The following is a 20818-nucleotide window of genomic DNA, read 5'->3' as shown; positions in this document are numbered from 1 at the left end:
TCACCATGTCAACATCGCCTTGGCCGTGGTGAACGCTTCGGCGTACTTCGCCCGGCACTCCATCCCGCGCAGCCGGGCCAGCCCGGCGAAGACCTCTTCGTCGAACCAGTCGTGCGGGACCTGGGACGGGTAGGCCTTGTGCAGCCGGGCGACCTTCTCCCGCAGCTGCTCCTCGGTCAGTTCGACGTACAGCCACGGCCGGCTGATGTCGCCGTCCCACTTGGGGATCTCGTAGTGCAGCACCAGCTGGTTGCGCCACACCGTCGGCGCCAGTTCGGCGATCAGCCGGTGGTCCTGGTGCGCGTCGGTGCGGCTCGGCGCCAGCACCAGATCGGGGCGACGCCCAGAACCGGTGTCAGCGCCCCGAGCCGTTGCCTCTAGCAACTCTTTGGTCTCGTTCCAGTACGACGGCAACCGGCCGTCCGGCAGCTCGGCCGAGGTGACGGTCACCTCGCAGTCGGGCAGGAACAGCTCCGCCGCGCGGCGGGCCTCCTGCAGCCGGAGCGAGGACCCGGTCGCGATCACGAACTCGGCGGTCAGCTCCGGCACCGACTCGGCCAGCTTGAGCAGCGTGCCGCCGCAGCCGATCTCGATGTCGTCCGGATGGGCGCCGAGGGCAACCAGGTGGACCGGCCCGTCGATCAGGCCGAGCTGGAACGGCAGCATCAGATCGCCACCACTACCGGCCCGTCGGCCGATCCGTTGAGGGCCGCCTTGTCGAAGACCTGGGCCTGCTGCTCCCGCGCCTCGTGGCTCCACAGCGCCCACGGCTTCTTGCCCGACCGGTACAGCTCCTCGAGCTGGCTGCGTTCCTTGAGGGTGTCCATCGGCGCCCAGAACCCGTGGTGCGGGATCGCTTCCAGCTTGCGCATCGCGGACAGCCGTGGGAACGCGTCGCCGACCAGATCCTCGTCCTCGTGCAGGACGTCGAAGATCTCCTTCTTGATCACGAAGTACCCGCCGTTGATCCACACGTTCAGGTCGGCGGCCGACCGCAGCCCGGTGATCCGGGAATCGTTGTCGAACTCGACCACGTGGAAGGACGCCTGCGGCGGTACCGCGAGCAGGCTGGCGGTGATGTCGCTGGTCATCACGTGGTCGACGATCTTGTCCATCGGTGCGTCGGTCAGCACGTCGCCGTAGTTCGCCAGGAAGGCGTCGTCGTCCTCCAGGTACGGACGGACCCGGCGCAGCCGCTCACCGATGCTGGTGTCGATCCCGGTGTCGACGAAGGTGATCTTCCACTCGCTGATGTCGGAGTCGAGCAGCTGGATCCGCTGCCCGCCCTTCGACATCACGAAGTCGTTGGAGACCGTCTCCTCGTAGCGCAGGAAGTACTCCTTGACCGCGGACCCCCCGAAGCCCAGGCACAGGATGAACTCGGTGTGGCCGAAGTGTGCGTAGTACCGCATCACATGCCACAGGACCGGCCGGTCGCCGATCGTCATCATCGGTTTCGGTGCGGAGTCCACCCCACTGCGCATCCGCAGCCCGAACCCCCCACAGAAGATCACGACCTTCATCTGACTTCCCTTCCCCCCAACACGTTTTTCAGATCCCTAAGACGATTCAGATCAGTTCGAGACGGGGGATGGGGACGACGAACTTCGCGCCCCACTCCCGTGCGTAGCCGAGCTGATGGACGATCTCCTCCCGCAGGTTCCACGGCAGGATCACGATGTAGTCGGGGCGCGTCTCGGCGAGGCGCTCCGGGGCGAAGATCGGGATGTGCGTGCCCGGCAGGAACATGCCGTGCTTGTGCGGGCTGCGGTCCACCGTGTACGTCAGCAGGTCCTCGCGGATGCCGCAGTGGTTCAGCAGCGTGTTGCCCTTGCCGGGTGCGCCGTACCCGGCGACCGTCTTGCCGTCGCGCTGGGCCTGGATCAGGAACTCGAGCAGCTCGGCCTTGATCGTGAAGACCTCCTTGGCGAAGCCCATGTGGCCTTCGACCGTGTGCAGGCCGGCGTCCTCCTCGTCCTTCAGGACCTTGCCGACCAGCTCGGACGGCTCCCCCGCGGTCTCGATCGGCGTCGACATCACCCGCAGGGACCCGCCGTGGCTGGCCAGTTCCTGGACGTCGACCACCGTCAGGCCGGCCTTCTCCAGCGCCAGCGCGGCGGTCTTCAGGGTCAGGTACTGGTAGTGCTCGTGGTAGATCGTGTCGTACTGACGACGCTCGATCAGCCGGAGCAGATGCGGGAACTCCAGCGACACCAGGCCGTCGTCCTTCACCAGCGCGCGCAGGCCCTTGGCGAAGTCGACGATGTCCGGCACGTGCGCGAACACGTTGTTGCCGACGACAAGGTCCGCCTGCCCGTGCCGGGACGCCGCGTCCTTGCCGGTCTCCTCGCCGAGGAAGTAGCTCTCGGTCCGGATGCCCTTCTCGTTGGCGATCTCGGCGATGTTCGCGGCCGGCTCGATGCCGAGCACCGGGATACCGAGCGCGGTCGCGTGCTGCAGCAGGTAGCCGTCGTTGCTGGCGGCCTCGACGATCAGGCTCTCGGCGCCGAGGTCGAGCCGCTCCTGCATGTCGACGACGAACCGGCGGGCGTGCTCCACCCAGCTGGTCGAGTACGACGAGAAGTACAGGTAGTCGCTGAACACGTCGTCGGCCGCGACGTACGCCGGCAGCTGGACCAGCAGGCAGTTGTCACAGATCCGGACGTGCAGCGGGTAGAACGTCTCACCGCTGTCCAGCTGGTCGGCGCGCAGGTAGCTCTCGCACGGCGGCGACATCCCCAGGTCGACGAACGTCCGCGTCAGTGTCTGGCCACAGAGGCGGCAGGCGACTGATTCCCCCATCAGTGCTTCTCCTCGAATAGAGCGTCCCCAGGACCGGGGAACTGGTCGTCGGTCTGCCGGCGCAGCTGGTCGTCGACCAGGCCCGCGCCGAGCAGTTGCTGGATCCGGCGCAGCCGGACGAACTGGGCGGAGTTGAAGTCGTCGAGCGTCAGGCCGTGCCGCTGGTAGGCGTTGTACAGCTCGTCGACGCCCTTGCGGACCGTCCACTGCAGTTGCAGCTGCGGGAAGGTGTCGTTGATCTTGCTGAAGTCGACCTTGTAGTTGCGCAGGTCCGGGCCGGCGCCGTCGGCGATCGACAGGGTCGAGCCGGGCACCGCCTCGCGGACCATCTCGGCGATGTCGCGGACCTGGACGACGTCCTCGGACCGGCCGACGTTGAACGCCTGGTCGTGGATCACCTCGCGTGGCGACTCCAGCACGGTCAGGAACGCCCGGCTGATGTCCTCGATGTGGACCAGCGGGCGCCACGGCGTGCCGTCGCTCTCCAGCCGGACCTGACCGCTGGTCATCGCGATCGCGGTCAGATTGTTCACGACAATGTCGAGCCGCAGCCGGGTCGAGGCGCCGTACGCGGTGGCGTTGCGCAGGTATGTCGGGCTGAAGGTGTCGTCGGCAAGCTTGGCCAGCTCCTGCTCGGCCAGCGCCTTGGTCTCGCCGTACGGCGTGACCGGGAACATCTCGGCGTCCTCGGCGACGGCTTCGGAGCCGGCCGCGCCGTACAGGCTGCAGGACGACGCGAACAGGAACCTCTCGATGCCCGCGTCCTTGGCGGCGCGCGCGACGTTCAGCGTGCCCTCCAGGTTCACCGAGTACGTCGCGGCCTTGTCGAGGTTGCCGAGCGGGTCGTTCGACAGCGCGGCCAGACAGACCACCGCGTCGTACCCCTCGAGCTCCCCCGCCGTCACGTCCCGCATGTCCCGCGGCTTGCGGCGCCCGATCGGATCCGGGCCCCCCAGCAGGTCGCACCCCTCGTACAACCCGGTGTCCAACCCGTCCACCTGATGCCCAGCATCCCGCAGGAACGGCACCATCACGGCCCCGATGTAACCCCGATCCCCGGTGACCAGAACCCTCATCCGTCGCTCCCCACGCCTCGGCTCTGTCATTCGCACAAACAGATCACCGAGGCGCCGGTCTGATACATCCGAACCGGATTCGGGTTCGATCGCGCCGTAGACCGGATTGCATATGTCGTCGACGACATATAGCGTCGGGGTGTGGACGAGCTCTACGCGATCGAGGTCGAGCCGGAGGTCCGCGCCTGGCTGGAAAGTCTCCCCGCCAAACATTTCCTCAAGGTCGACGAGTTCGTCGGGTTGCTCGCCGAACATGCTCCGTCACTCGGAGAACCGTACGCACGACACCTCGGTGAGGGCGTTCGGGAGCTACGTCCGACCCTCGACGGCGCCGCCATCCGGATCACCTATTGGTTAGCACCTGATCGGAGAGTCGTCCTGCTGACTGTCTTTCGGAAGACGCGCATGCGGGAGAACTCCGAGGTCACGCGTGCCGTGCTGGCCAAGAAGGTCTGTGAGACAGAGCACGGCCCAGCACATCAGGAGTTCTTCCGGACCATCGAGGAAGGCGAGATCGAGCCATGAGCCACAGTCGTTGGAAGACATTGCGCGAGCGGAAGCTCGGGGCGGGCTTCACCGAGCCTGGAGATGTCGCCGATGCTCGTCGCGAGATCCGCTTGTCGATGGCCCTCGCGCAAGCTGTTCACGGACGGCGGACGGAGCTCGGGCTCACCCAGACCGAGCTGGCCGCACGTGCCGGCCTGACGCAGGCCAAGATCTCGCGGATCGAAGGTTCCGACACGGTTCCCACGCTGCCCCTGCTAGCGAGGCTCGCACAGGCGCTCGACGCGTCACTCAACATCGCGCTCGACGACGACAGGACCGAGGTCTCCTTCATCGCACACACAACAGACGCCGCCTGACCTCCGCCAGGGTCTCGTCGTCCACGCCCGGACGAGCCGATCGCGCTCAGCGCTCCTGAGACTGGGAACGTCCGGGGCCGGACGGGCGATTGACCTCCGCCAGGGGCGCCGCCTGCGGCGCCGGCGTCGTGCCGGCTGGCGGGCTGTCTCGCAGAATCGCCGCCTGCCGGATCAGATCCGGCGGCACCGGAATCCTGTGCGGCGTCGTCTGCGCCCCGGCACCCGGTCTCCGGAGGGCAGGTCGTAGAGAGCTTCCATGCTCACTCCGATGTCTGGGGCGCCGAACACGTTGCGTGACTCAGGATCCGTTCCGCGCAATTTCCCTGAACCCATTTTCCACAGGCATGTATCAGCGCACCGGCCTGCGTGCTCTCCTGTGCGCTGACGTACGTGGGGGATGCCTGCGTCATGAGCCTGTGGGGGGCGTTATGAAGGTTGCCGTATTCGGCTTGGGCTATGTGGGTTCGGTGACGGCCGCGTGCCTGGCTGCCAACGGCCACGATGTCTGGGGGGTCGATGTCGACACTGCGAAGGTCGGTCCGATCACAGAGGGACACAGCCCGGTGGTCGAACCCGGCCTGGACGAGCTGGTGGCGGAGGGGGTCACCGCGGGCAGATTGCACGCGACCACCGATCCGCGGCTCGCGCTGGAGCGCGCCGACGTCTCCTTGATCTGCGTGGGGACGCCGTCGACACAGGCCGGCAGTACCGATCTCACCTACATCCGGCGCGCGGTCCGCGACATCGCCGAGGCCGCGCAGGTCGTGAACCCGCCGATCTCCGGTTTCCACAGCATCGTGGTCCGCAGCACGGTCCCACCGGGCACCGTCGACGAGGTGGTCGAACAGGTACTGGCCGAGGTACCGCCGCCGGAGGGTCTTTCCTTCGGTACGGCGATGACGCCGGAGTTCCTCCGCGAGGGCTCGGGCCTGGCGGACTTCTACGACCCGCCGTTCGTGGTGGTCGGCACCCGGAACCCGACGGTCGGTACCGCTCTGGCCGACCTGTTCGGATTCCTCGGCGTCGACGTTCAGATTGTCGACGTCCGGACCGCGGAGGCGCTCAAGTACGCGTGCAACGCGTTCCACGCGACCAAGGTCTCGTTCGCCAACGAGATGGGCCGGATCTTCCGGCACTACGGCGTCGACTCGCGTGAGGTGATGCGGATCTTCGTCCAGGACACCAGCCTGAACATCTCGCCGTACTACCTGAAGCCCGGCTTCGCGTTCGGCGGCTCGTGCCTGCCCAAGGACCTGCGCTCGGTGCTGCACCTGGCCCGGGTCAACAACACCGACCTGCCGCTGCTGGCCGGCACGCTGGCCACCAACGAGCGGGCCGTGAGCGACGTCGTCGACCGGGTCGTGGCCGGTCCGGGCCGCGAGATCGCGCTGCTCGGCCTGAGCTTCAAGCACGCCACCGACGACCTGCGGGAGAGTCCGAACGTCGAGCTGGCCGAGCGGCTGCTCGGCAAGGGCTACAACCTGCGCATCTACGACGCGATCGTGAACCCGAGCCGCCTGGTCGGCGCGAACCTGCGGCACGTCAGGTCCAAGCTTCCGCACCTGCAACGGGTGCTCACCGACGACCCGGCGGCAGCCCTCGAGGGTGCCGATCTGGCCATCGTCTCGGCCACCGACAGCGCGGCCGTGAACGCCCTGCTCAGCTCGCCGCCGGCCCGCACCATCGACCTGAGCGGCCGGCTCGGCGACGCCGTCGAGGCGCTGCCCGGATATGAAGGAGTGGGCTGGTGAACGGTCCGCGCGTCCTGATCATCATCCAGAACCTCTGGGTCCCGTTCGACCGCCGGGTCTGGCTGGAGTGCAAGGCCCTGGTGGCCTCCGGGTACGACGTGACCGTCGTGTGCCCGAAGGGTCCGGGCGACCCGTCGTACCAGGTCATCGACGGCGTGACCGTGCACCAGTACAAGGCGTACGCGCCGGGCGGCAGTAAGGTCGGGTTCGTCACCGAGTACGCGTACTCGTTCCTGATGACGCTGCGGCTGGTGCTGCGGGCCCGCAAGGCCGGCAAGTTCCAGGTCATGCAGGCCTGCAACCCGCCGGACATCTTCTGGCCGATCGCGATGCTGCTGCGCCGGCTGGACGGGACCAAGTTCGTCTTCGACCACCACGACCTGTGCCCGGAGCTGTTCCAGTCCCGCTTCGGCGGTACGACGAGCCTGCCGTACAAGGGACTGCGGTTCCTCGAGCGGATGACGCACCGCAAGGCCGATCACGTCATCTCGACGAACGACTCGTACCGGCGGATCGCGATCACCCGCAGCGGCAAGGCGAACCACGACGTGACCGTGGTCCGCACCGGGCCGGACCCGGACAAGTTGCGCCGCGGCGGAGCGGACGAGTCGCTCCGCCGCGGTCACCGCTACCTGGTCACCTACATCGGCGTGATGGGACCGCAGGACGGCGTCGACATCGTCGTCCGCGCGGCCGATCACATCGTGAACAAGCTCGGCCGAACCGACGTCGCGTTCACGCTGATGGGTGGCGGTGACTCCTTCGACGACGTCGTGGCGCTGCGCGACGAGCTCGGGCTCGGCGACCACGTCGAGTTCACCGGCCGGGTGCCGGACGAGACCGTCCGCGCGGTGATGTCGACCGCGGACCTCGGCCTGTCGCCGGATCCGAAGAATCCGCTCAACGACGTGTCGACGATGAACAAGACGATGGAGTACATGGCCTTCGAGCTCCCTGTTGTCGCCTTCGACCTGATCGAGACCAAGGTGTCGGCCGAGGACGCCGCCGTGTACGTCGAGCCCAACGACGTCGCGCAGTACGGCGACGCGATCGTCGACCTGCTCGACGACGAGGTCCGGCGCCGCCGGATGGGCAAGCTGGGTCGCGAGCGGGTCGAGCGGGTGCTCGCCTGGAACCACCAGCGCAAGGCCTACCTCGAGGTGTACGACCAGCTCACCGGTCACGTCAGCCACGTCGGCGACGTCGCCCGGGCCACGGGGTCCTGAGGTGTGCGGCATCGCCGGCTGCTACCAGCAGCGCGACGGGTTCGCCCTCGCCGAGACGATGAGCGACCGGATCGCGCACCGCGGTCCGGACGCCTCGGCGGTGTACCCGTTCGAGGACGGCGACGTTCGCGCGTACCTGGCGCACCGCCGGTTGTCGATCATCGACCTGTCGTCGGAAGCGGACCAGCCGTTCAGCAAGCGCGGCCTGACGATCTGCTACAACGGCGAGCTCTACAACTACAAGGAACTGCGGGCCGAGCTGTCCAGGGCCGGCGTCGCGTTCCGGACCAACGGCGACACCGAGGTGGTGCTGGAGGCCTGGCGGCGGTGGGGCCCGGACGCACTCAGGCGGTTCCGCGGCATGTTCGCGTTCGCGATGCTCGACGAGGACAGCGGCAGCATGTACCTGGCCCGCGACCCGCTCGGCATCAAGCCGCTGTACTTCCTCCGCCGCGAGGGCGGCGTGATCTTCGCGTCCGAGCTGAAGGCGCTGGTCGCCGCGATCGGACCGGAGCTCCGCACCGAGCCCGGCGCGCTGATCGCGTCGATGCTCTACTACTGGCTGCCCGAGCAGCGCTGCTCGATCGAGGGCGTGGACAAGCTGCCGCCGGGTTCGTGGGCCGAGTTCCGGCCGGACGGCAGTAGCCGGCACGAGACGTACTGGCGCGTGACCGACGTCGCGACCGAGGCAGCGGCCGGGCCGCGCGCCGACCTGCGTACGGTGATCGAGGAATCCGTCGCCGCGCACATGGTCGCCGACGTACCCGTCTCCACCTTCCTCAGCGGCGGTCTCGATTCCAGCCTGGTCACCGTGCTGGCGAAGCGGCTCGATCCGAGTGTCGACTCGTACACGATCACCTTCCGCGCGCAGGACCAGCGACTCGAGGCGATGCCCGACGACGCGATCTACGCCCGCAAGGTGGCCCAGCAGTTCGGCATCGACCTGCACGAGATCGAGATCGCCCCGGACGTGGTCGAACTGCTGCCGCGGATCGTCGACATCCTGGACGAGCCGATCGGCGACCCGGCCGCGATCAACACGCTGCTGATGTGCGACACCGCCCGCGACGCCGGCGTCAAGGTCCTGCTCTCCGGGATGGGCGCCGACGAGCTGTTCGGCGGCTATCGCAAACACCTCGCGTGCGTGATGGGAGCGCAGTACCAGCGGCTTCCCGGCGTACTGCGCAACGGCCTGATCGGACCCACCGTCCGGCGGCTGCCGGTGACCGTCAACGGTCGCGGCCTGCGGTACGCGCGCTGGGCGAAGCGGTTCGAGACGTTCGCGAACCTGTCCGAGGAGACGGCGTTCCGGCGCAGCTACACGATGTACGACGGGGACCAGCTGGCCGGTCTGATCAGTCCGGACCTGGAGCCGTACGTCGGGAAGCTGCTCGCCGAGCACAGCGACATCTACCACGACACCACGCTCGACGATCACGTGAACCGGATGTGCCTGGCCGACTCGCGGATGTTCCTGCCAGGGCTCAACCTGGCCTACACCGACCGGTCCAGCATGGCCGCGTCGACCGAGGTCCGGACGCCGTTCGTGGACCCGATCGTCGCGCGGGCGGCGTTCTCGATCCCGGGCAGCGAGAAGATCCACCGGCGGGTGAGCAAGCTCGCGCTGAAGAAGGCGGCCGAGGCCTGGTTGCCGAAGGAGATCATCTACCGGCCGAAGGCGTCGTTCAGCGCGCCGCTGCGGGCGTGGATCCGCAACGACCTGCGCGAACTGGTCGACGACACCCTGGTGCGGGGCGAGCTCGTCGGCAGCGGGTTCCTGCGGCAGAGCGCCGTACAGCGGCTGGTCGACGACGAGCGAGCCGGGCGTGAGGACTACTCGAAGCAGATCTGGCAGCTGCTGACGCTCGAGACCTGGACCCGGAACATGCGGTCCCTCGGCGTGACCATCACCTCTCTCTGAAGGACCGACATGAAGCAGGTTGCACAGAACTACAAGTCCGGTGAGCTGGCGGTCCTGGACGTGCCTCCGCCCACCTGTGCGCCCGGTGGCGTGCTGATCCGTTCGCTGTACTCGTTGATCTCGACCGGCACCGAGCTGATGAAGGTCGGCGAGGCGAAGCTGTCGCTGGTCGGCAAGGCGAAAGCGCGTCCGGACCAGGTGCGGAAGGTGCTCGACTCGGTCGCCCAGCAGGGCGCGGTCAACACCTACAAGAAGGTGATGAACAAACTCGACTCCTACACACCGCTGGGCTACTCGCTGTGTGGTGTGGTCGTCGAGGTCGGCGCCGGTGCCGAAGAGTTCAGCGTCGGGCAGCTGGTCGCTGCCGCGGGCAACGAGTTCGCGCTGCACGCGGAGTACAACTGGGTGCCGGTCAACCTGTGCGTGCCGGTGCCGGACGGAGTGCCGCCGGAGCAGGCCGCATTCTCGACGGTCGGTGCGATCGCGATGCAGGGCGTGCGGCAGGCGGAGGTGCAGCTCGGCGAGACCGCGGTCGTGATCGGGCTCGGCCTGGTCGGTCAGCTCGTGGTGCGGCTGCTGGTCGCGGCCGGCGTACGCGTCTTCGGCATCGACACGGTCGAGGACCGCTGCCGGATGGCGGAGAAGGCCGGCGCGTTGCACTGCTCGTCCGCGGACGAGGCCGGGGTCGCAACGCTGGAACGGGCCTTGCTCGAGGCCTCGAACGGCCTCGGCGCGGACCGCATCCTGCTGGCCGCCGGCGGCCACTCGAACGGCCCGGTCGAGACCGCCGCCCGGCTGGCCCGCGACCGCGCTCGCGTGGTCGACATCGGCAAGACCAAGCTCGACCTGCCGTGGAACGCCTACTACGACAAGGAACTCGACGTCCGCTTCTCGCGCTCCTACGGCCCCGGCCGGTACGACGACCGCTACGAGCTCGAGGGCATCGACTACCCGGCCGGCTACGTTCGCTGGACCGAACGCCGCAACCTGGAATGCTTCATCGACCTGATCGCCCGCGAACAGATCGACGTCGGGTCCCTGGTGGCCAGCGTGTTCCCGATCGCCGACGCGACCGAGGTCTACCAGCAACTCAGCTCAGGAACCCTCCCCGGAGTCGGCTTCCTCTTCGAGTACCCGGAGGTTCCCCAGCAGGAGGCCGCGCCGCAGACGACGCGGGTTTCGCGACCGTCCGCTCCGACCACCGGCTCCGTCCGACTCGGATTCATCGGCGCGGGGAACTACGCGTCGAGCATGTTGTTGCCGCACCTGCAGAAGGATGAGGACGCGGTGCTGGCCCATGTGGCGACGAACAAGTCGTTGTCGGCGGCCAACGCGCAACGGAGGTTCGGGTTCGAGACGATCTCGACCGACGCGGATGCGGTGCTGACGGACCGCAGCCTGGACGCGGTGTTCGTGGTGACCCGGCACAGTAGTCACGCCGACCTCGCCTGCCGCGCGCTGGAGAGCGGGAAGGCCGTCTTCGTCGAGAAGCCGCTGGCCCTGACCACCGAGGACGTGGACCGGATCGTCGCCACGGTTGATGCCACCGGCAACGACCGGCTGATGGTCGGATTCAACCGGCGGTTCGCCCCGCTGCTGACCGACCTGCGGGACCGCTTCGGCACCCCCGGCGGCAACTCGTCGCTGCGCTACCTGGTGAACGCGGGCCGGCTCGACCCGTCCAGCTGGTACCTCGACCAGGACAAGGAAGGCAGCCGCTTCGGCGGTGAGGGCGGCCACTTCATCGACACCCTCAGCTGGTGGCTCAACAGCCCGCCCACCGAGGTGTTCGCGGTACCCGGTCCCGACGCCGGCGACGTCGTCGTCACGCTGCGGTTCGCGAACGGCTCGGTCGGCACGATCAGCTACGTCGGCGGCGGCAACGCGCGCTTCCCGAAGGAGACGCTGGACATCACCGGCGGCGGCCGCAACGGCCGGCTGGACAACTTCCAGAGCGCCTCGGTGTGGATCGGCCGGAAGCCGGCGACGCGCAAGACCCGCGGCACCGACAAGGGCCAGCGGATCGAGCTCGAACACTTCGTCGCCGCGGTCAAGGCCGGCGGCCCGATGCCGATCTCGTTCGACTCACTGATCGCCACCACCCGCGCGACCATCGCGGTCGACCGCAGCCTCGCGAGTGGCCGCCCGGAGCCCATTCAAGGGACCCAATGAGCCGTCAGCCCCTGGGCTGGTACGTCCGCCGCCTGCGCCGGATGTCCGCCACCGAGCTGATCTGGCGCACCCGCGACCACGCACGCCGTACTGCCTGGGCCTACCAACAGGTCCGGCCCGGGCAGGACACGGAGGTTCACCTCCCGCTGCGCAGGGAGCCGACCTTCGGTACGACGCTCCCGCCGCACACCGCGTGCGCCGTACCGGAGGAGGCCCGCAAGGCGGTGATCACCACCGCCGACGCGATCATGGCCGGCAAGCTCGAGGTGCTCGGCGCCGACCGGACCGACCTGCGCTCGCCGGACTGGTTCCGCGACCCGACCACGGGTCGGCGATCGGACCCGGCGCAGTACGTGTTCCGGCTCAACCACCGCAACGAGGAAGTGGTCGGGAACGTCAAGCAGGTGTGGGAGCTGTCCCGCCACCACCACCTGACCCAGCTCGCCGCGGCCTGGTACCTGACCCACGACGACACGTATGCCGAACGCGTCGCCGACCACCTGAACGACTGGTGGCGGTCGAACCCGTTCCTGTCCGGCGTGCATTGGGCCAGCGGGATCGAGATCGGCCTCCGGCTGATCAGCTGGACCTGGATCCGCCGGCTGCTGAACGACTGGCCCGACGTCACCGACCTGTTCGAGCACAACGAACTCGCTCTCCGGCAGATCTACTGGCACCAGCGCTACCTCGCCGCGTTCGAGAGCCGTGGCTCGTCGGCGAACAACCACGTGATCGCCGAGGCCGCCGGCCAGCTCGTCGGCGCCTGCGCGTTCCCCTGGTTCAGCAAGAGCGCGCGCTGGCGGGCCGACGCGGCAGCCCTGCTGGAGAAGGAACTCGACGCCAACACGTTCCCGTCCGGTGTGAACCGCGAGCTCGCGACCGACTACCACCGCTTCGTCTCCGAGCTCGGCCTCTACGCCGCTCTCGAGGCGGACATGGCCGGTCATCCGCTCAGCCCTCGCACCTGGGCTCTGCTCACGCGCACCGTCGACGTCGCCGCGGCGATCGTCGACGACACGCTGCGACCACCTCGGCAGGGCGATGACGACGAGGGCATGGTGCTCGTCCTCGATCCACCGGATGTCCACCACTGGTCAGCGTTCCTGTCGCTCGGCGGCGCCGTCGTCGGCCGAGCACCCTGGTGGCCGAAGACTCCGGTCACGGCGACCGCGGTCATCGTCGGCTCCTTGGTCAACGGCAAGCAATCCGATCGTCCGGCCGAGCGGCCGGCACACTTCGGGGACGCCGGACTGACGATCCTGCGCAGCCGCACCAATGTCGACGGAGCCGGCGGCCCGGAGATCTGGTGCCGCGCCGACGCCGGCCCGCACGGCTTCCTGTCCATCGCGGCCCACGCGCACTGCGACGCGCTGTCCCTCGAGGTCCGGGTCGGCGGCGTCGACATCCTGGCCGACCCTGGCACGTACTGCTACCACGGCGAGGAAGCCTGGCGGAACTACTTCCGCTCGACCATCGCCCACAACACCGTCGAGGTCGCCGGCACCGAGCAGTCCACCTGGGGTGGCCCGTTCCTCTGGCTGCGCGGGGCGACAGGCCGGGTACGCCGGTACGCCGTCGAGGGCGACGTGGTCACCTGGGACGCCGATCACGACGGCTACCGAGCCGGCGAATCACCGGTCACTCACCGGCGGACCGCCGTACTGGATCATGGCGTGCTGCGGGTCGAGGACCACCTGGATGCGGCGTCCGACGTACGGATGGCGTGGCACCTGGGTCCGGAGGTATCCGTCGAGCTGGACGGAGCCATCGGTCGGCTGGAGTGGCCCACGGGTTCGGCGATCGCCGAGTTGCCGGCCGGACTGAGCTGGACCGCGCACCGCGGCGGCGACGATCCGTTGCTGGGCTGGTACTCCCCGCGATTCGGCCACAAGGTCCCGATCACCACTCTGGTCGGTTCGGGCACCCTCGCTGCGGACGCCCCGGCGACCAGCACCTTCCGATTCCGGTCCTGACCGGACTCCACTGCCTCCGCGCTGTATCAGGCGCGGATCACCGCCCTCTATTACTCCGAAGTCATGGTGACGTTCGACTGGAGGGGACTGTGAGCGCACAGCAGCTCGACGTCAAGAAGTCCTGGCAGGCCATCCGCCGCCAGCGACTGGTGGTCGCCGCGGTGGCCGCCGTCGGCCTGCTCGGCGGGGTCGCCTACGGCGTCCTGGAACCGCCGCTGCACACGGCGACGTCGCTGGTGGTACTGCCACCACCGCCGGCGACCGACGCGGAGAAGGAAGCCGGCACGCAGAGCATCGCGACCCAGGTCTACATCGCCGAGAGCGAGCCGGTGCTGCGGAGCGCCGGCCAGAACCTCGCGCCGGCGCTGGGCGTGAAGACGGTCCGCGACCGGGTCAATGTCACCGCGGTCACGACGGACGTGATCAGGATCGATGCCAAGGGAACCTCCGCGCAGCAGGCGATGCGGCTGTCCAACGCCGTCGCCCAGATCTACCTGGTGTTCGTCACCACGGACCAGAAGCTGCCCGGTGACCTCGGGAAGAAAACGGGAGCCCGGATGCTCGAGGAAGCGACCACCGCCCGTGGCGGGAACATGTTGGTCCATCTCGGCATCTTCGGCCTGCTCGGCGCGCTGCTGGGTGCCGCGGCCGGCTCGATCGCTGTGCTGGCCAGGGCCCGCGGTGACCGCCGGCTCCGGCTGCGCGACGAGGTCGCCGACGCGGTCGGGCTGCCGGTGCTGGCCTCCGTCTCGTCGTACCGGGCCACGGACGTGTCGGACTGGGCCTATCTGTTCGAGCACTACTCCCCGACCGCGGTCGACGCCTGGAGCCTGCGCAAGACGTTGCACAACCTGGGCCTGGACGTGAAGGGTGGGCCGCCGGCCTCGCTGACCGTCATCTCGTTCAGCGAGGACGACAAGGCCCGTCCACTCGGTCCGCAGCTCGCCGCGTTCGCCAACTCGATCGGGATCAGTACGTCGATCGTGCTCGACAACCACCAGGAGCAACCGTCCGGATCCGTTGCCCTGGACATCCATCTGGTCGTGGTCGACAAGGACGCCCCGAACTTGGACGGCGCAGAACCCACCACCAGTACGATCGTCGCCCTGTCGGCCGGCACCGTGACGGCCGAGGAGCTCGCCCGGCTGGCCGTGGCCGCGGCTGCCGACGACCGCACGATCGACGGCCTGGTCGTCACCGATCCCGATCCGTCCGACCGGACGATCGGCCGGGTCTCGCAGGCGCAGCGGCGCGCGGGCTCCCGACTGCCCACGCTGCTGACCGGATCTGCGAGGCGGCCGCGATGAGCAACCAACCGTACTCCGATCCCCCGGCCGGCTCGACCGCCTGGTTCGACGACGACGACGGCCTGTTCGCCGACGAGACGACGACCTCGTTTCCGCCGGACGCCCTGGTCACGTACCGATTCCTCCGCGACGCCATCCGGCGGCACTGGCGGATCTGGCTGGTACTGGCGATCATCGGTCTGGCCGGCGGGATCACGACGGCCGTCGCCCTGCCAACGGCTAGCGTCTCGTCCGCCCGGCTGCTGCTGACCCACCGGGACGGCGAGGATCCGACCAAGGCGATGGCCACCGACGCCAGCCTGGCCACCACCCGCACCGTGGCCGAGCGGACGATCGAATTCCTGAAGCTGCCGGAGACACCGGACAACCTGCTCAAGGAGTACACGGTCGCGCCACTGACCGACCGGGTCCTGGAGATCAAGGTCAGCGCGAAGACCAGCGAGGATGCCACCAAGCTGGCCACGGCTCTGGCGCAGACGTACCTGATCTTCCGCAAGGAGCAGATCGCGCTCCAGGGGGCGCCACTCAGCCGCGATTATGTCACCGCCCAGAACGAGGAGACCACAGCGGAACAGGCTGTGGTGGCGGCGGGTGGCAACCCGAACAGTCCGGAGCAGCCGCAGACCCCGGAGATGATCAGGCTCGGCGCCGCCCGGGACAAGGCGACGTACGTCCGGCAGCAACTGCTCGACGAGCAGGTCGCGGCGTCCAAGATGAACAGCAGCCGGATGCTCGACCAGGCCGCGCCGGTCCTCGTGTCGGCGAAGCGGACGCTGGCCATCAAGGCCATGACCGGCCTGATGGCAGGTCTCTTCATCGGGCTGGGCTTCGTGGTGGTCCGCGCGCTCGTGTCCGACCGCGCGTGGAAACGGCAGGACATCGCCCGCTCGCTCGGGGCCCGGGTCCGGCTCAGCACCGGTCGGCCGCCGCGCTGGCGCCTGTGGCCGTTCCCGAAGCGGCTGCGCGCCTCGCAGCAGCAGAACCCCGAGATCAAGCTGATGGTGCAGCACCTGGACCAGCGGATCATCTGGACGAAGCGGCCGACTCCGGCGCTGGCCGTGGTCAGCGTCGACGACGTCAAGGCGTGTGCGCTGGCCGTGGCGTCGCTGGCCGTGTCGTACTCCACCGAGGGCAGGCACGTGCTGGCCGCCGACCTCACCGGGACCGGTCTGCTCGCCGCGACGCTCGGCGTCAAGACGCCCGGCACGCACGAGTCGCAGTTCAGCGAGCCGGGCAAGCGGCTCGACGTCTTCCTGCCGGACCCGGTCAACGGACCGGCCGAGGGCTGCTACCTGCGGCTGGGTGACAACAACCGCTCGGGCGGTACGAACGACATCGCCCTGGACGCCGCGTGGGACGTCGCCGACGTGGTCCTCACCCTCGCTACCCTGACGCCGGCCCTCGGCGCCGAGCATCTGGGCAGCTGGGCTTCCCGGGCGGCCGTCGTGGTCACGGCGGGACGGTCGACGACGGCCAAGATCCAGGCGACCGGCGAGATGCTGCGGCTCGCGGGCCTGCAGATCGACACCGCCGTCGTACTGCGGGCCGACCGGACCGACGAGGGCGTCGGGATCGCGGAGCTGGAGTCCTCGACCAGGACCGCTGATATCGAGATGTTCGAGCGATGAGCACCGAGGTCGCCGGCCCGAAGCTCGGTGCCGCGGTCGGCCGCCGGCCCGTCGCGCCGGAGCGGCGCCGCCGGCGGCGGGTGCAGCTGGTCTGGGCTCTGCTGGTGCTGAACGTGATGACGTTCTTCCCCGGCGCGCCGCACATCATTCCGATCCCGGGCTCCGTCGGCAAGCTGATCGCCCAGTCGTCGCTGGTCGTCGCCCTGATGGTGGTGCTGACCGTGAACCGGCCGGCCCGGATCCGGCCCAGCGTCTACATGTTCCTGGCCGGCCTGCTGGCGGCCGAGGCCCTGCTGGCGAGCATCCGGGCCGAGTTCCTGTTCGGCGCGCTGTTCCGGACCAGTCGCCTGTTCCTGTTCGTGCTCGTGCTCTGGCTGCTCACTCCGTGGTGGACCCGGCGCGACCTGCTGCTGGTGCGCACCCATCTGCTGGTCCTGTGGTGCATCGTCGGCTCGGTCGCGCTCGGGTTGCTGGTCGCACCCGGTCTCGCGCTCACCGACGATCGGCTCGGCGGCGTCCTGTGGCCCATCCCGCCGACCCAGGTCGGCCACTACTCCGCGGTCGCGATCGGCCTGACGGCCGTGCTGTGGATGGCCGGACTGTTGCGTCGTTCGGTGGCACTCGCCAGTGTCCTGGTGACGACGCCGATCCTGTTGCTGACCCATACCCGGACGGCGCTGATCGCCATGCTGGCCGGTGTGGTGATCGCCGGGCTGAGTCTGTTCACCGCGCGGACGCGGGTCCGCCGGGCGTTCGCGATCGGCGTCGTCGTGTTCTCGGTCGGCGCGCTCACCCTCAGCTCGGTGGTGACCACCTGGCTGGCCCGTGGGCAGGACACCGCCGAACTCGGCGCCCTGACCGGCCGCAAAATGGTGTGGGACGCGATCCTCGAGCAGCCGCGCTCGACGTTCGAGACCTTCTTCGGGTTCGGGCTGTCCAACAAGTCCTTCAACGGCCTGCCGATCGACAGCAACTGGCTGGGCACGTACTACGACGTCGGCCTGCTCGGGGTCGGCATCACCATCGTCCTCGTCCTGTTCGTGCTGGTCGCGGCCTGGTTCCAGCCCCAGGGCCCGCGCCGCGCGCTGGCGCTCTTCCTGGTCGCCTACTGCGTCGTCGCCTCGTTCACCGAGAGCGGGCTCAGCGAGGCGTCGCCGTACCTTCTCGAGCTCACACTGGCCGCGTCGCTGGTGTACTCGTGGACTCCGCGTGAGGGAGCACGATGAAGATCCTGCTGGTGCACAACAGGTACCGCTCGACGGCGCCCAGCGGCGAGAACCGGGTGGTCGATCAGGAGCTCGCGGCGCTGGCCGCGGCCGGCCAGGACGTCGAACTGTTCGAGCGCCGCAGCGACGAGATCGAGGACTGGCCGGCCTGGAAGAAGGCCACCTTGCCGGCCCGCGTGGTCTGGAACCCGGCCGCGAAACGCGATCTGGGCGAGACGCTGCAGCGGTTCCGCCCGGACGTGGTCCACGTGCACAACACGTTCCCGGTCCTGAGTCCGTCCGTGCTCTACGCCTGCCGGGACGCGGGCGTTCCCGTCGTGATTTCCTTGCACAACTACAAGCTGCTCTGTGCCAGCGGCGACTTCTTCCGCGACGGCGCCGTCTGTCACGACTGTGCCGGCGGCAATCCGCTCCCCGGTGTGCGGCACCGCTGCTACCGCGGGTCCACGCTGGCGACCGCGAGCACGGTGCTGAACACCCGCAGCCACCGGCGGAGCTGGCGCGACCTGGTCTCGGCGTTCGTGTTCATCTCCGAGTCGCAGCGCAGGTTGCTGGCCGGACTGCGCTTCGACCCGGACCGCAGCTTCGTCCGCTACAACTACGTGCCGTACGACGGCCCGGTCGGCCGCCCCGGCGACGGACGCAAGCAGCGACAGGTCGCATATGTCGGCCGGCTCGACGCGGCGAAGGGCGCGCCCCTGCTGATGAAGGGCTGGGACGCGTACCGCGCGATCGCGGGTGACGACGCGCTGCGGCTGGTCATCGCCGGTGGCGGCCCGATGCTGGACGAGGTGACCGCGTGGGCGGCCTCGCGGCCGTCGGTCGAGCTGCGCGGCCTGCTGAGCAAACCGGAGGTCTTCGAGCTGCTCGGCGAGTCCCGCGGGGTCGTCCTGCCGTCGGAGTGGGAGGAGACGTTCGGGCTGGTCGTGGTCGAGGCGATGGCGGTCGGCGTACCGCCGCTGGCGTCCGCCCACGGTTCCTTCCCCGAGCTCGTCACCGACGGGGTCGACGGCGCGTTGTTCGATCCCGGCCGCCCCGACGACCTGGGGAAGCTCCTGCTCGATGTCGACACCGACCCCGACCGGTACGACGTCCTCGGCCGCAACGCGCGGGCGACGTACGAGGCCAAGCACGACCCCGGACACGCCATCGGGCAACTGCTCGACATCTACCGGTTCGCCATCGACCAGTCAGCCACACCGCTTCATTAGCCCACAGCACGTGCCCCCCGAAGGAAGAGCCATGGAACAGCGCGACCCGTCCCCGCCGGTCTCCGGCCGAGGAACCGCGTGGTACCGCAACCGGCGGACGGTGATCGTCGCCGGAGTGGCCGTGCTCGCGGTCGTCGCCGGCGCCGGTGTCTATGTCGCGAACCGGCCGTCCTCGACGGGGGCCGCGTCGTCCGGCCCCGCCGCGACGTCCACCGCGGCGAACGTCGTGGCGCCGAAAACCCCGCCGGCCAGGATCTGCGGAAACGTCAAGGCGCTGTCCGGCCCGGCCACCGCACCCGCGGGCGCCGTCGTCGTCAGCGCCACGCAGAACCTGCACGACGTCACCGAGGCCAGCCCGGCCGGCACCACGTTCTACCTGGAGGCCGGCAAGCACACGCTGGGCTCGGGCGCGTTCTCCCAGGTCATCCCCAAGCAGGGGAACGTCTACATCGGTGCGCCCGGGGCCGTGCTGGACGGCGGCCGGAAGAACCGCTACGCCTTCACCGGCTACGCCACCGACGTGGTGATCAAGAACCTCACCATCCAGAACTTCGGAGCGCGCCGGACGAACAACGACGAAGGCGCGGTGAACCACGACGCCGCCGCGAAGTGGACGGTGGAGGCCAACACGATCCGGGAGAACGCCGGCGCCGGGGTGATGATCGGTGACCACAACGTTGTCCGCGGCAACTGTCTGAGGGACAACGGCCAGTACGGCTTCAGCGCGTACAACCCCGGCAAGGTCACCAGCATCGTGGTCGAGCACAACGAGATCGCCGGGAACAACACCGACGACTGGGAGAAAGTGAAGTCGGGCTGCGGCTGCACCGGCGGCGGCAAGTTCTGGGAGGTCACCGGGGCGATCGTGCGGTCCAACTGGATCCACGACAACCACAGCGCGGGGCTGTGGGCGGACACCAACAACACCAGCTTCGCCATCGAGGGCAACTACATCTCCGGCAACCTGGCCGAGGGCATTGTCTACGAGACCAGCTACAACGCCTCGATCCGCGGCAACACGTTCGTCCGCAACGGTCTCGGCAAGGGTCCGCAGAACGGCGGGTTCCCGACCCCGGCGCTGTACGTCTCCGAGTCCGGGGCCGACAAGCGCGTGGCCGGAATGTTCAACCAGTCCTTCGAGATCAGCGGCAACGTCTTCACCGACAACTGGGCCGGCGTAATCCTGTGGGAGAACGCGGACCGGTTCTCCGGCTCACCGGCCAACACCAGCACGGGTTCGGGCACCCTGGTGAACCCGAAGCTCGTCACCGCCAAGACCTGCAACGCGGCCAACATCCTCGACCAGCCGTACCTCGGCGACTGCCGGTGGAAGACCCAGAACGTCCGCGTGCACGACAACGTGTTCAGCCTCGACCCGGACAACATCGGCAAGTCCTGTGCGTCGCGCAGCGGCTGTGGCTACAACGGGTTGTTCTCCAACTGGGGTACGTTCCCGACCTGGTCGCCGTACCAGAAGGCCACCGTGCAGGACGCCATCACCTACCACCAGGGCAACCGTTTCTTCAGCAACACCTACGCCGGGCCGTGGAACTTCATCGTGCACGGCCAGGGCACGCGGGTGAACTGGGCCTCGTGGCAGGGAGCGCCGTACGGGCAGGACGACGACAGCGTGATCAAGGTGACCGAGGAGCGTTGAGCAGC

16 protein-coding genes are annotated in these 20818 nt (G+C 68.8%); 12 read left to right on the top strand and 4 right to left on the bottom strand.

Features of this window, described 5'->3' with window-relative positions; translation table 11 throughout:
• From OG558_RS28375 to OG558_RS28360, 4 genes are read right to left on the bottom strand one after another with little or no spacing between them, the layout of a single operon-like run.
• A complete protein-coding gene (locus OG558_RS28375; RefSeq protein ID WP_405065723.1) occupies positions 1–666 on the bottom strand; it encodes a PIG-L deacetylase family protein in 666 nt (221 codons plus the stop codon).
• Positions 666–1523, bottom strand: a complete 858-nt coding sequence (locus OG558_RS28370) for a sugar phosphate nucleotidyltransferase (RefSeq protein WP_329475651.1) — start codon at positions 1521–1523, stop codon at positions 666–668. Before OG558_RS28370 ends, OG558_RS28375 begins: the two co-directional genes overlap by 1 nt.
• Before the next feature lie 46 nt (positions 1524–1569).
• Positions 1570–2802 (bottom strand): class I SAM-dependent methyltransferase, encoded by a 1233-nt coding sequence (locus OG558_RS28365; RefSeq protein WP_329475650.1) that lies wholly within the window; start codon positions 2800–2802, stop codon positions 1570–1572.
• Positions 2802–3878 carry an NAD-dependent epimerase/dehydratase family protein gene (locus OG558_RS28360; RefSeq protein ID WP_405065722.1) on the bottom strand — a complete coding sequence of 359 codons (1077 nt, stop codon included), beginning with the start codon at positions 3876–3878 and terminating at the stop codon, positions 2802–2804. Before OG558_RS28360 ends, OG558_RS28365 begins: the two co-directional genes overlap by 1 nt.
• Positions 3879–4019: 141 nt before the next feature.
• Between OG558_RS28360 and OG558_RS28355 the strand changes: the two genes are divergently transcribed.
• The 12 genes from OG558_RS28355 (at position 4020) to OG558_RS28300 (ending at position 20813) form a co-directional block, all read left to right on the top strand.
• The gene (locus tag OG558_RS28355; protein ID WP_405065721.1) at positions 4020–4403 is read left to right on the top strand and encodes a type II toxin-antitoxin system RelE/ParE family toxin; all 384 of its coding nucleotides are present in this window, start codon (positions 4020–4022) and stop codon (positions 4401–4403) included.
• The gene (locus tag OG558_RS28350; RefSeq protein WP_405065720.1) at positions 4400–4741 is read left to right on the top strand and encodes a helix-turn-helix domain-containing protein; all 342 of its coding nucleotides are present in this window, start codon (positions 4400–4402) and stop codon (positions 4739–4741) included. Before OG558_RS28355 ends, OG558_RS28350 begins: the two co-directional genes overlap by 4 nt.
• A gap of 428 nt (positions 4742–5169) precedes the next feature.
• Complete coding sequence (locus tag OG558_RS28345; RefSeq protein ID WP_405065719.1) at positions 5170–6492, top strand: UDP-glucose dehydrogenase family protein; 1323 nt, start codon at positions 5170–5172, stop codon at positions 6490–6492.
• Complete coding sequence (locus OG558_RS28340) at positions 6489–7718, top strand: glycosyltransferase family 4 protein (protein ID WP_405065718.1); 1230 nt, start codon at positions 6489–6491, stop codon at positions 7716–7718. Before OG558_RS28345 ends, OG558_RS28340 begins: the two co-directional genes overlap by 4 nt.
• A gap of 1 nt (position 7719) precedes the next feature.
• Positions 7720–9639 carry an asparagine synthase (glutamine-hydrolyzing) gene (gene asnB / locus OG558_RS28335; RefSeq protein WP_405065717.1) on the top strand — a complete coding sequence of 640 codons (1920 nt, stop codon included), beginning with the start codon at positions 7720–7722 and terminating at the stop codon, positions 9637–9639.
• Between the two features lie 9 nt (positions 9640–9648).
• Positions 9649–11811 carry a bi-domain-containing oxidoreductase gene (locus OG558_RS28330; protein WP_405065716.1) on the top strand — a complete coding sequence of 721 codons (2163 nt, stop codon included), beginning with the start codon at positions 9649–9651 and terminating at the stop codon, positions 11809–11811.
• The gene (locus tag OG558_RS28325; RefSeq protein WP_405065715.1) at positions 11808–13784 is read left to right on the top strand and encodes an alginate lyase family protein; all 1977 of its coding nucleotides are present in this window, start codon (positions 11808–11810) and stop codon (positions 13782–13784) included. The genes OG558_RS28330 and OG558_RS28325 overlap by 4 nt, the downstream gene beginning before the upstream one ends.
• 89 nt (positions 13785–13873) lie before the next feature.
• On the top strand, positions 13874–15091 hold the full coding sequence (locus OG558_RS28320; RefSeq protein ID WP_329475641.1) for a Wzz/FepE/Etk N-terminal domain-containing protein: 1218 nt from the start codon (positions 13874–13876) through the stop codon (positions 15089–15091).
• Positions 15088–16719, top strand: coding sequence for a hypothetical protein (locus OG558_RS28315; protein ID WP_405065714.1), 1632 nt, complete (start codon positions 15088–15090; stop codon positions 16717–16719). Before OG558_RS28320 ends, OG558_RS28315 begins: the two co-directional genes overlap by 4 nt.
• On the top strand, positions 16716–17945 hold the full coding sequence (locus tag OG558_RS28310) for a hypothetical protein (protein WP_329475639.1): 1230 nt from the start codon (positions 16716–16718) through the stop codon (positions 17943–17945). The genes OG558_RS28315 and OG558_RS28310 overlap by 4 nt, the downstream gene beginning before the upstream one ends.
• Positions 17942–19156 carry a glycosyltransferase gene (locus OG558_RS28305; RefSeq protein ID WP_405065713.1) on the top strand — a complete coding sequence of 405 codons (1215 nt, stop codon included), beginning with the start codon at positions 17942–17944 and terminating at the stop codon, positions 19154–19156. Before OG558_RS28310 ends, OG558_RS28305 begins: the two co-directional genes overlap by 4 nt.
• Before the next feature lie 31 nt (positions 19157–19187).
• Positions 19188–20813: a right-handed parallel beta-helix repeat-containing protein gene (locus tag OG558_RS28300; RefSeq protein WP_405065712.1), complete on the top strand. Its 1626-nt coding sequence runs from the start codon at positions 19188–19190 to the stop codon at positions 20811–20813.
• Positions 20814–20818 lie beyond the last annotated feature (5 nt).

This window comes from Kribbella sp. NBC_01510, from assembly GCF_045040325.1.
Classification (GTDB): Bacteria; Actinomycetota; Actinomycetes; order Propionibacteriales; family Kribbellaceae; genus Kribbella.
This window is presented reverse-complemented; position numbering and strand designations above follow the sequence as displayed.

Excerpts from the sequence above, each read along its gene's own strand:
- OG558_RS28375 (WP_405065723.1), bottom strand. The coding sequence starts at position 666 with ATGCTGCCGTTCCAGCTCGGCCTGATCGACGGGCCGGTCCACCTGGTT.
- OG558_RS28370 (WP_329475651.1), bottom strand. The coding sequence starts at position 1,523 with ATGAAGGTCGTGATCTTCTGTGGGGGGTTCGGGCTGCGGATGCGCAGT.
- OG558_RS28365 (WP_329475650.1), bottom strand. The coding sequence starts at position 2,802 with ATGGGGGAATCAGTCGCCTGCCGCCTCTGTGGCCAGACACTGACGCGG.
- OG558_RS28360 (WP_405065722.1), bottom strand. The coding sequence starts at position 3,878 with ATGAGGGTTCTGGTCACCGGGGATCGGGGTTACATCGGGGCCGTGATG.
- OG558_RS28350 (WP_405065720.1), top strand. The coding sequence starts at position 4,400 with ATGAGCCACAGTCGTTGGAAGACATTGCGCGAGCGGAAGCTCGGGGCG.
- OG558_RS28345 (WP_405065719.1), top strand. The coding sequence starts at position 5,170 with ATGAAGGTTGCCGTATTCGGCTTGGGCTATGTGGGTTCGGTGACGGCC.
- OG558_RS28330 (WP_405065716.1), top strand. The coding sequence starts at position 9,649 with ATGAAGCAGGTTGCACAGAACTACAAGTCCGGTGAGCTGGCGGTCCTG.
- OG558_RS28325 (WP_405065715.1), top strand. The coding sequence starts at position 11,808 with ATGAGCCGTCAGCCCCTGGGCTGGTACGTCCGCCGCCTGCGCCGGATG.
- OG558_RS28315 (WP_405065714.1), top strand. The coding sequence starts at position 15,088 with ATGAGCAACCAACCGTACTCCGATCCCCCGGCCGGCTCGACCGCCTGG.
- OG558_RS28310 (WP_329475639.1), top strand. The coding sequence starts at position 16,716 with ATGAGCACCGAGGTCGCCGGCCCGAAGCTCGGTGCCGCGGTCGGCCGC.
- OG558_RS28305 (WP_405065713.1), top strand. The coding sequence starts at position 17,942 with ATGAAGATCCTGCTGGTGCACAACAGGTACCGCTCGACGGCGCCCAGC.
- OG558_RS28300 (WP_405065712.1), top strand. The coding sequence starts at position 19,188 with ATGGAACAGCGCGACCCGTCCCCGCCGGTCTCCGGCCGAGGAACCGCG.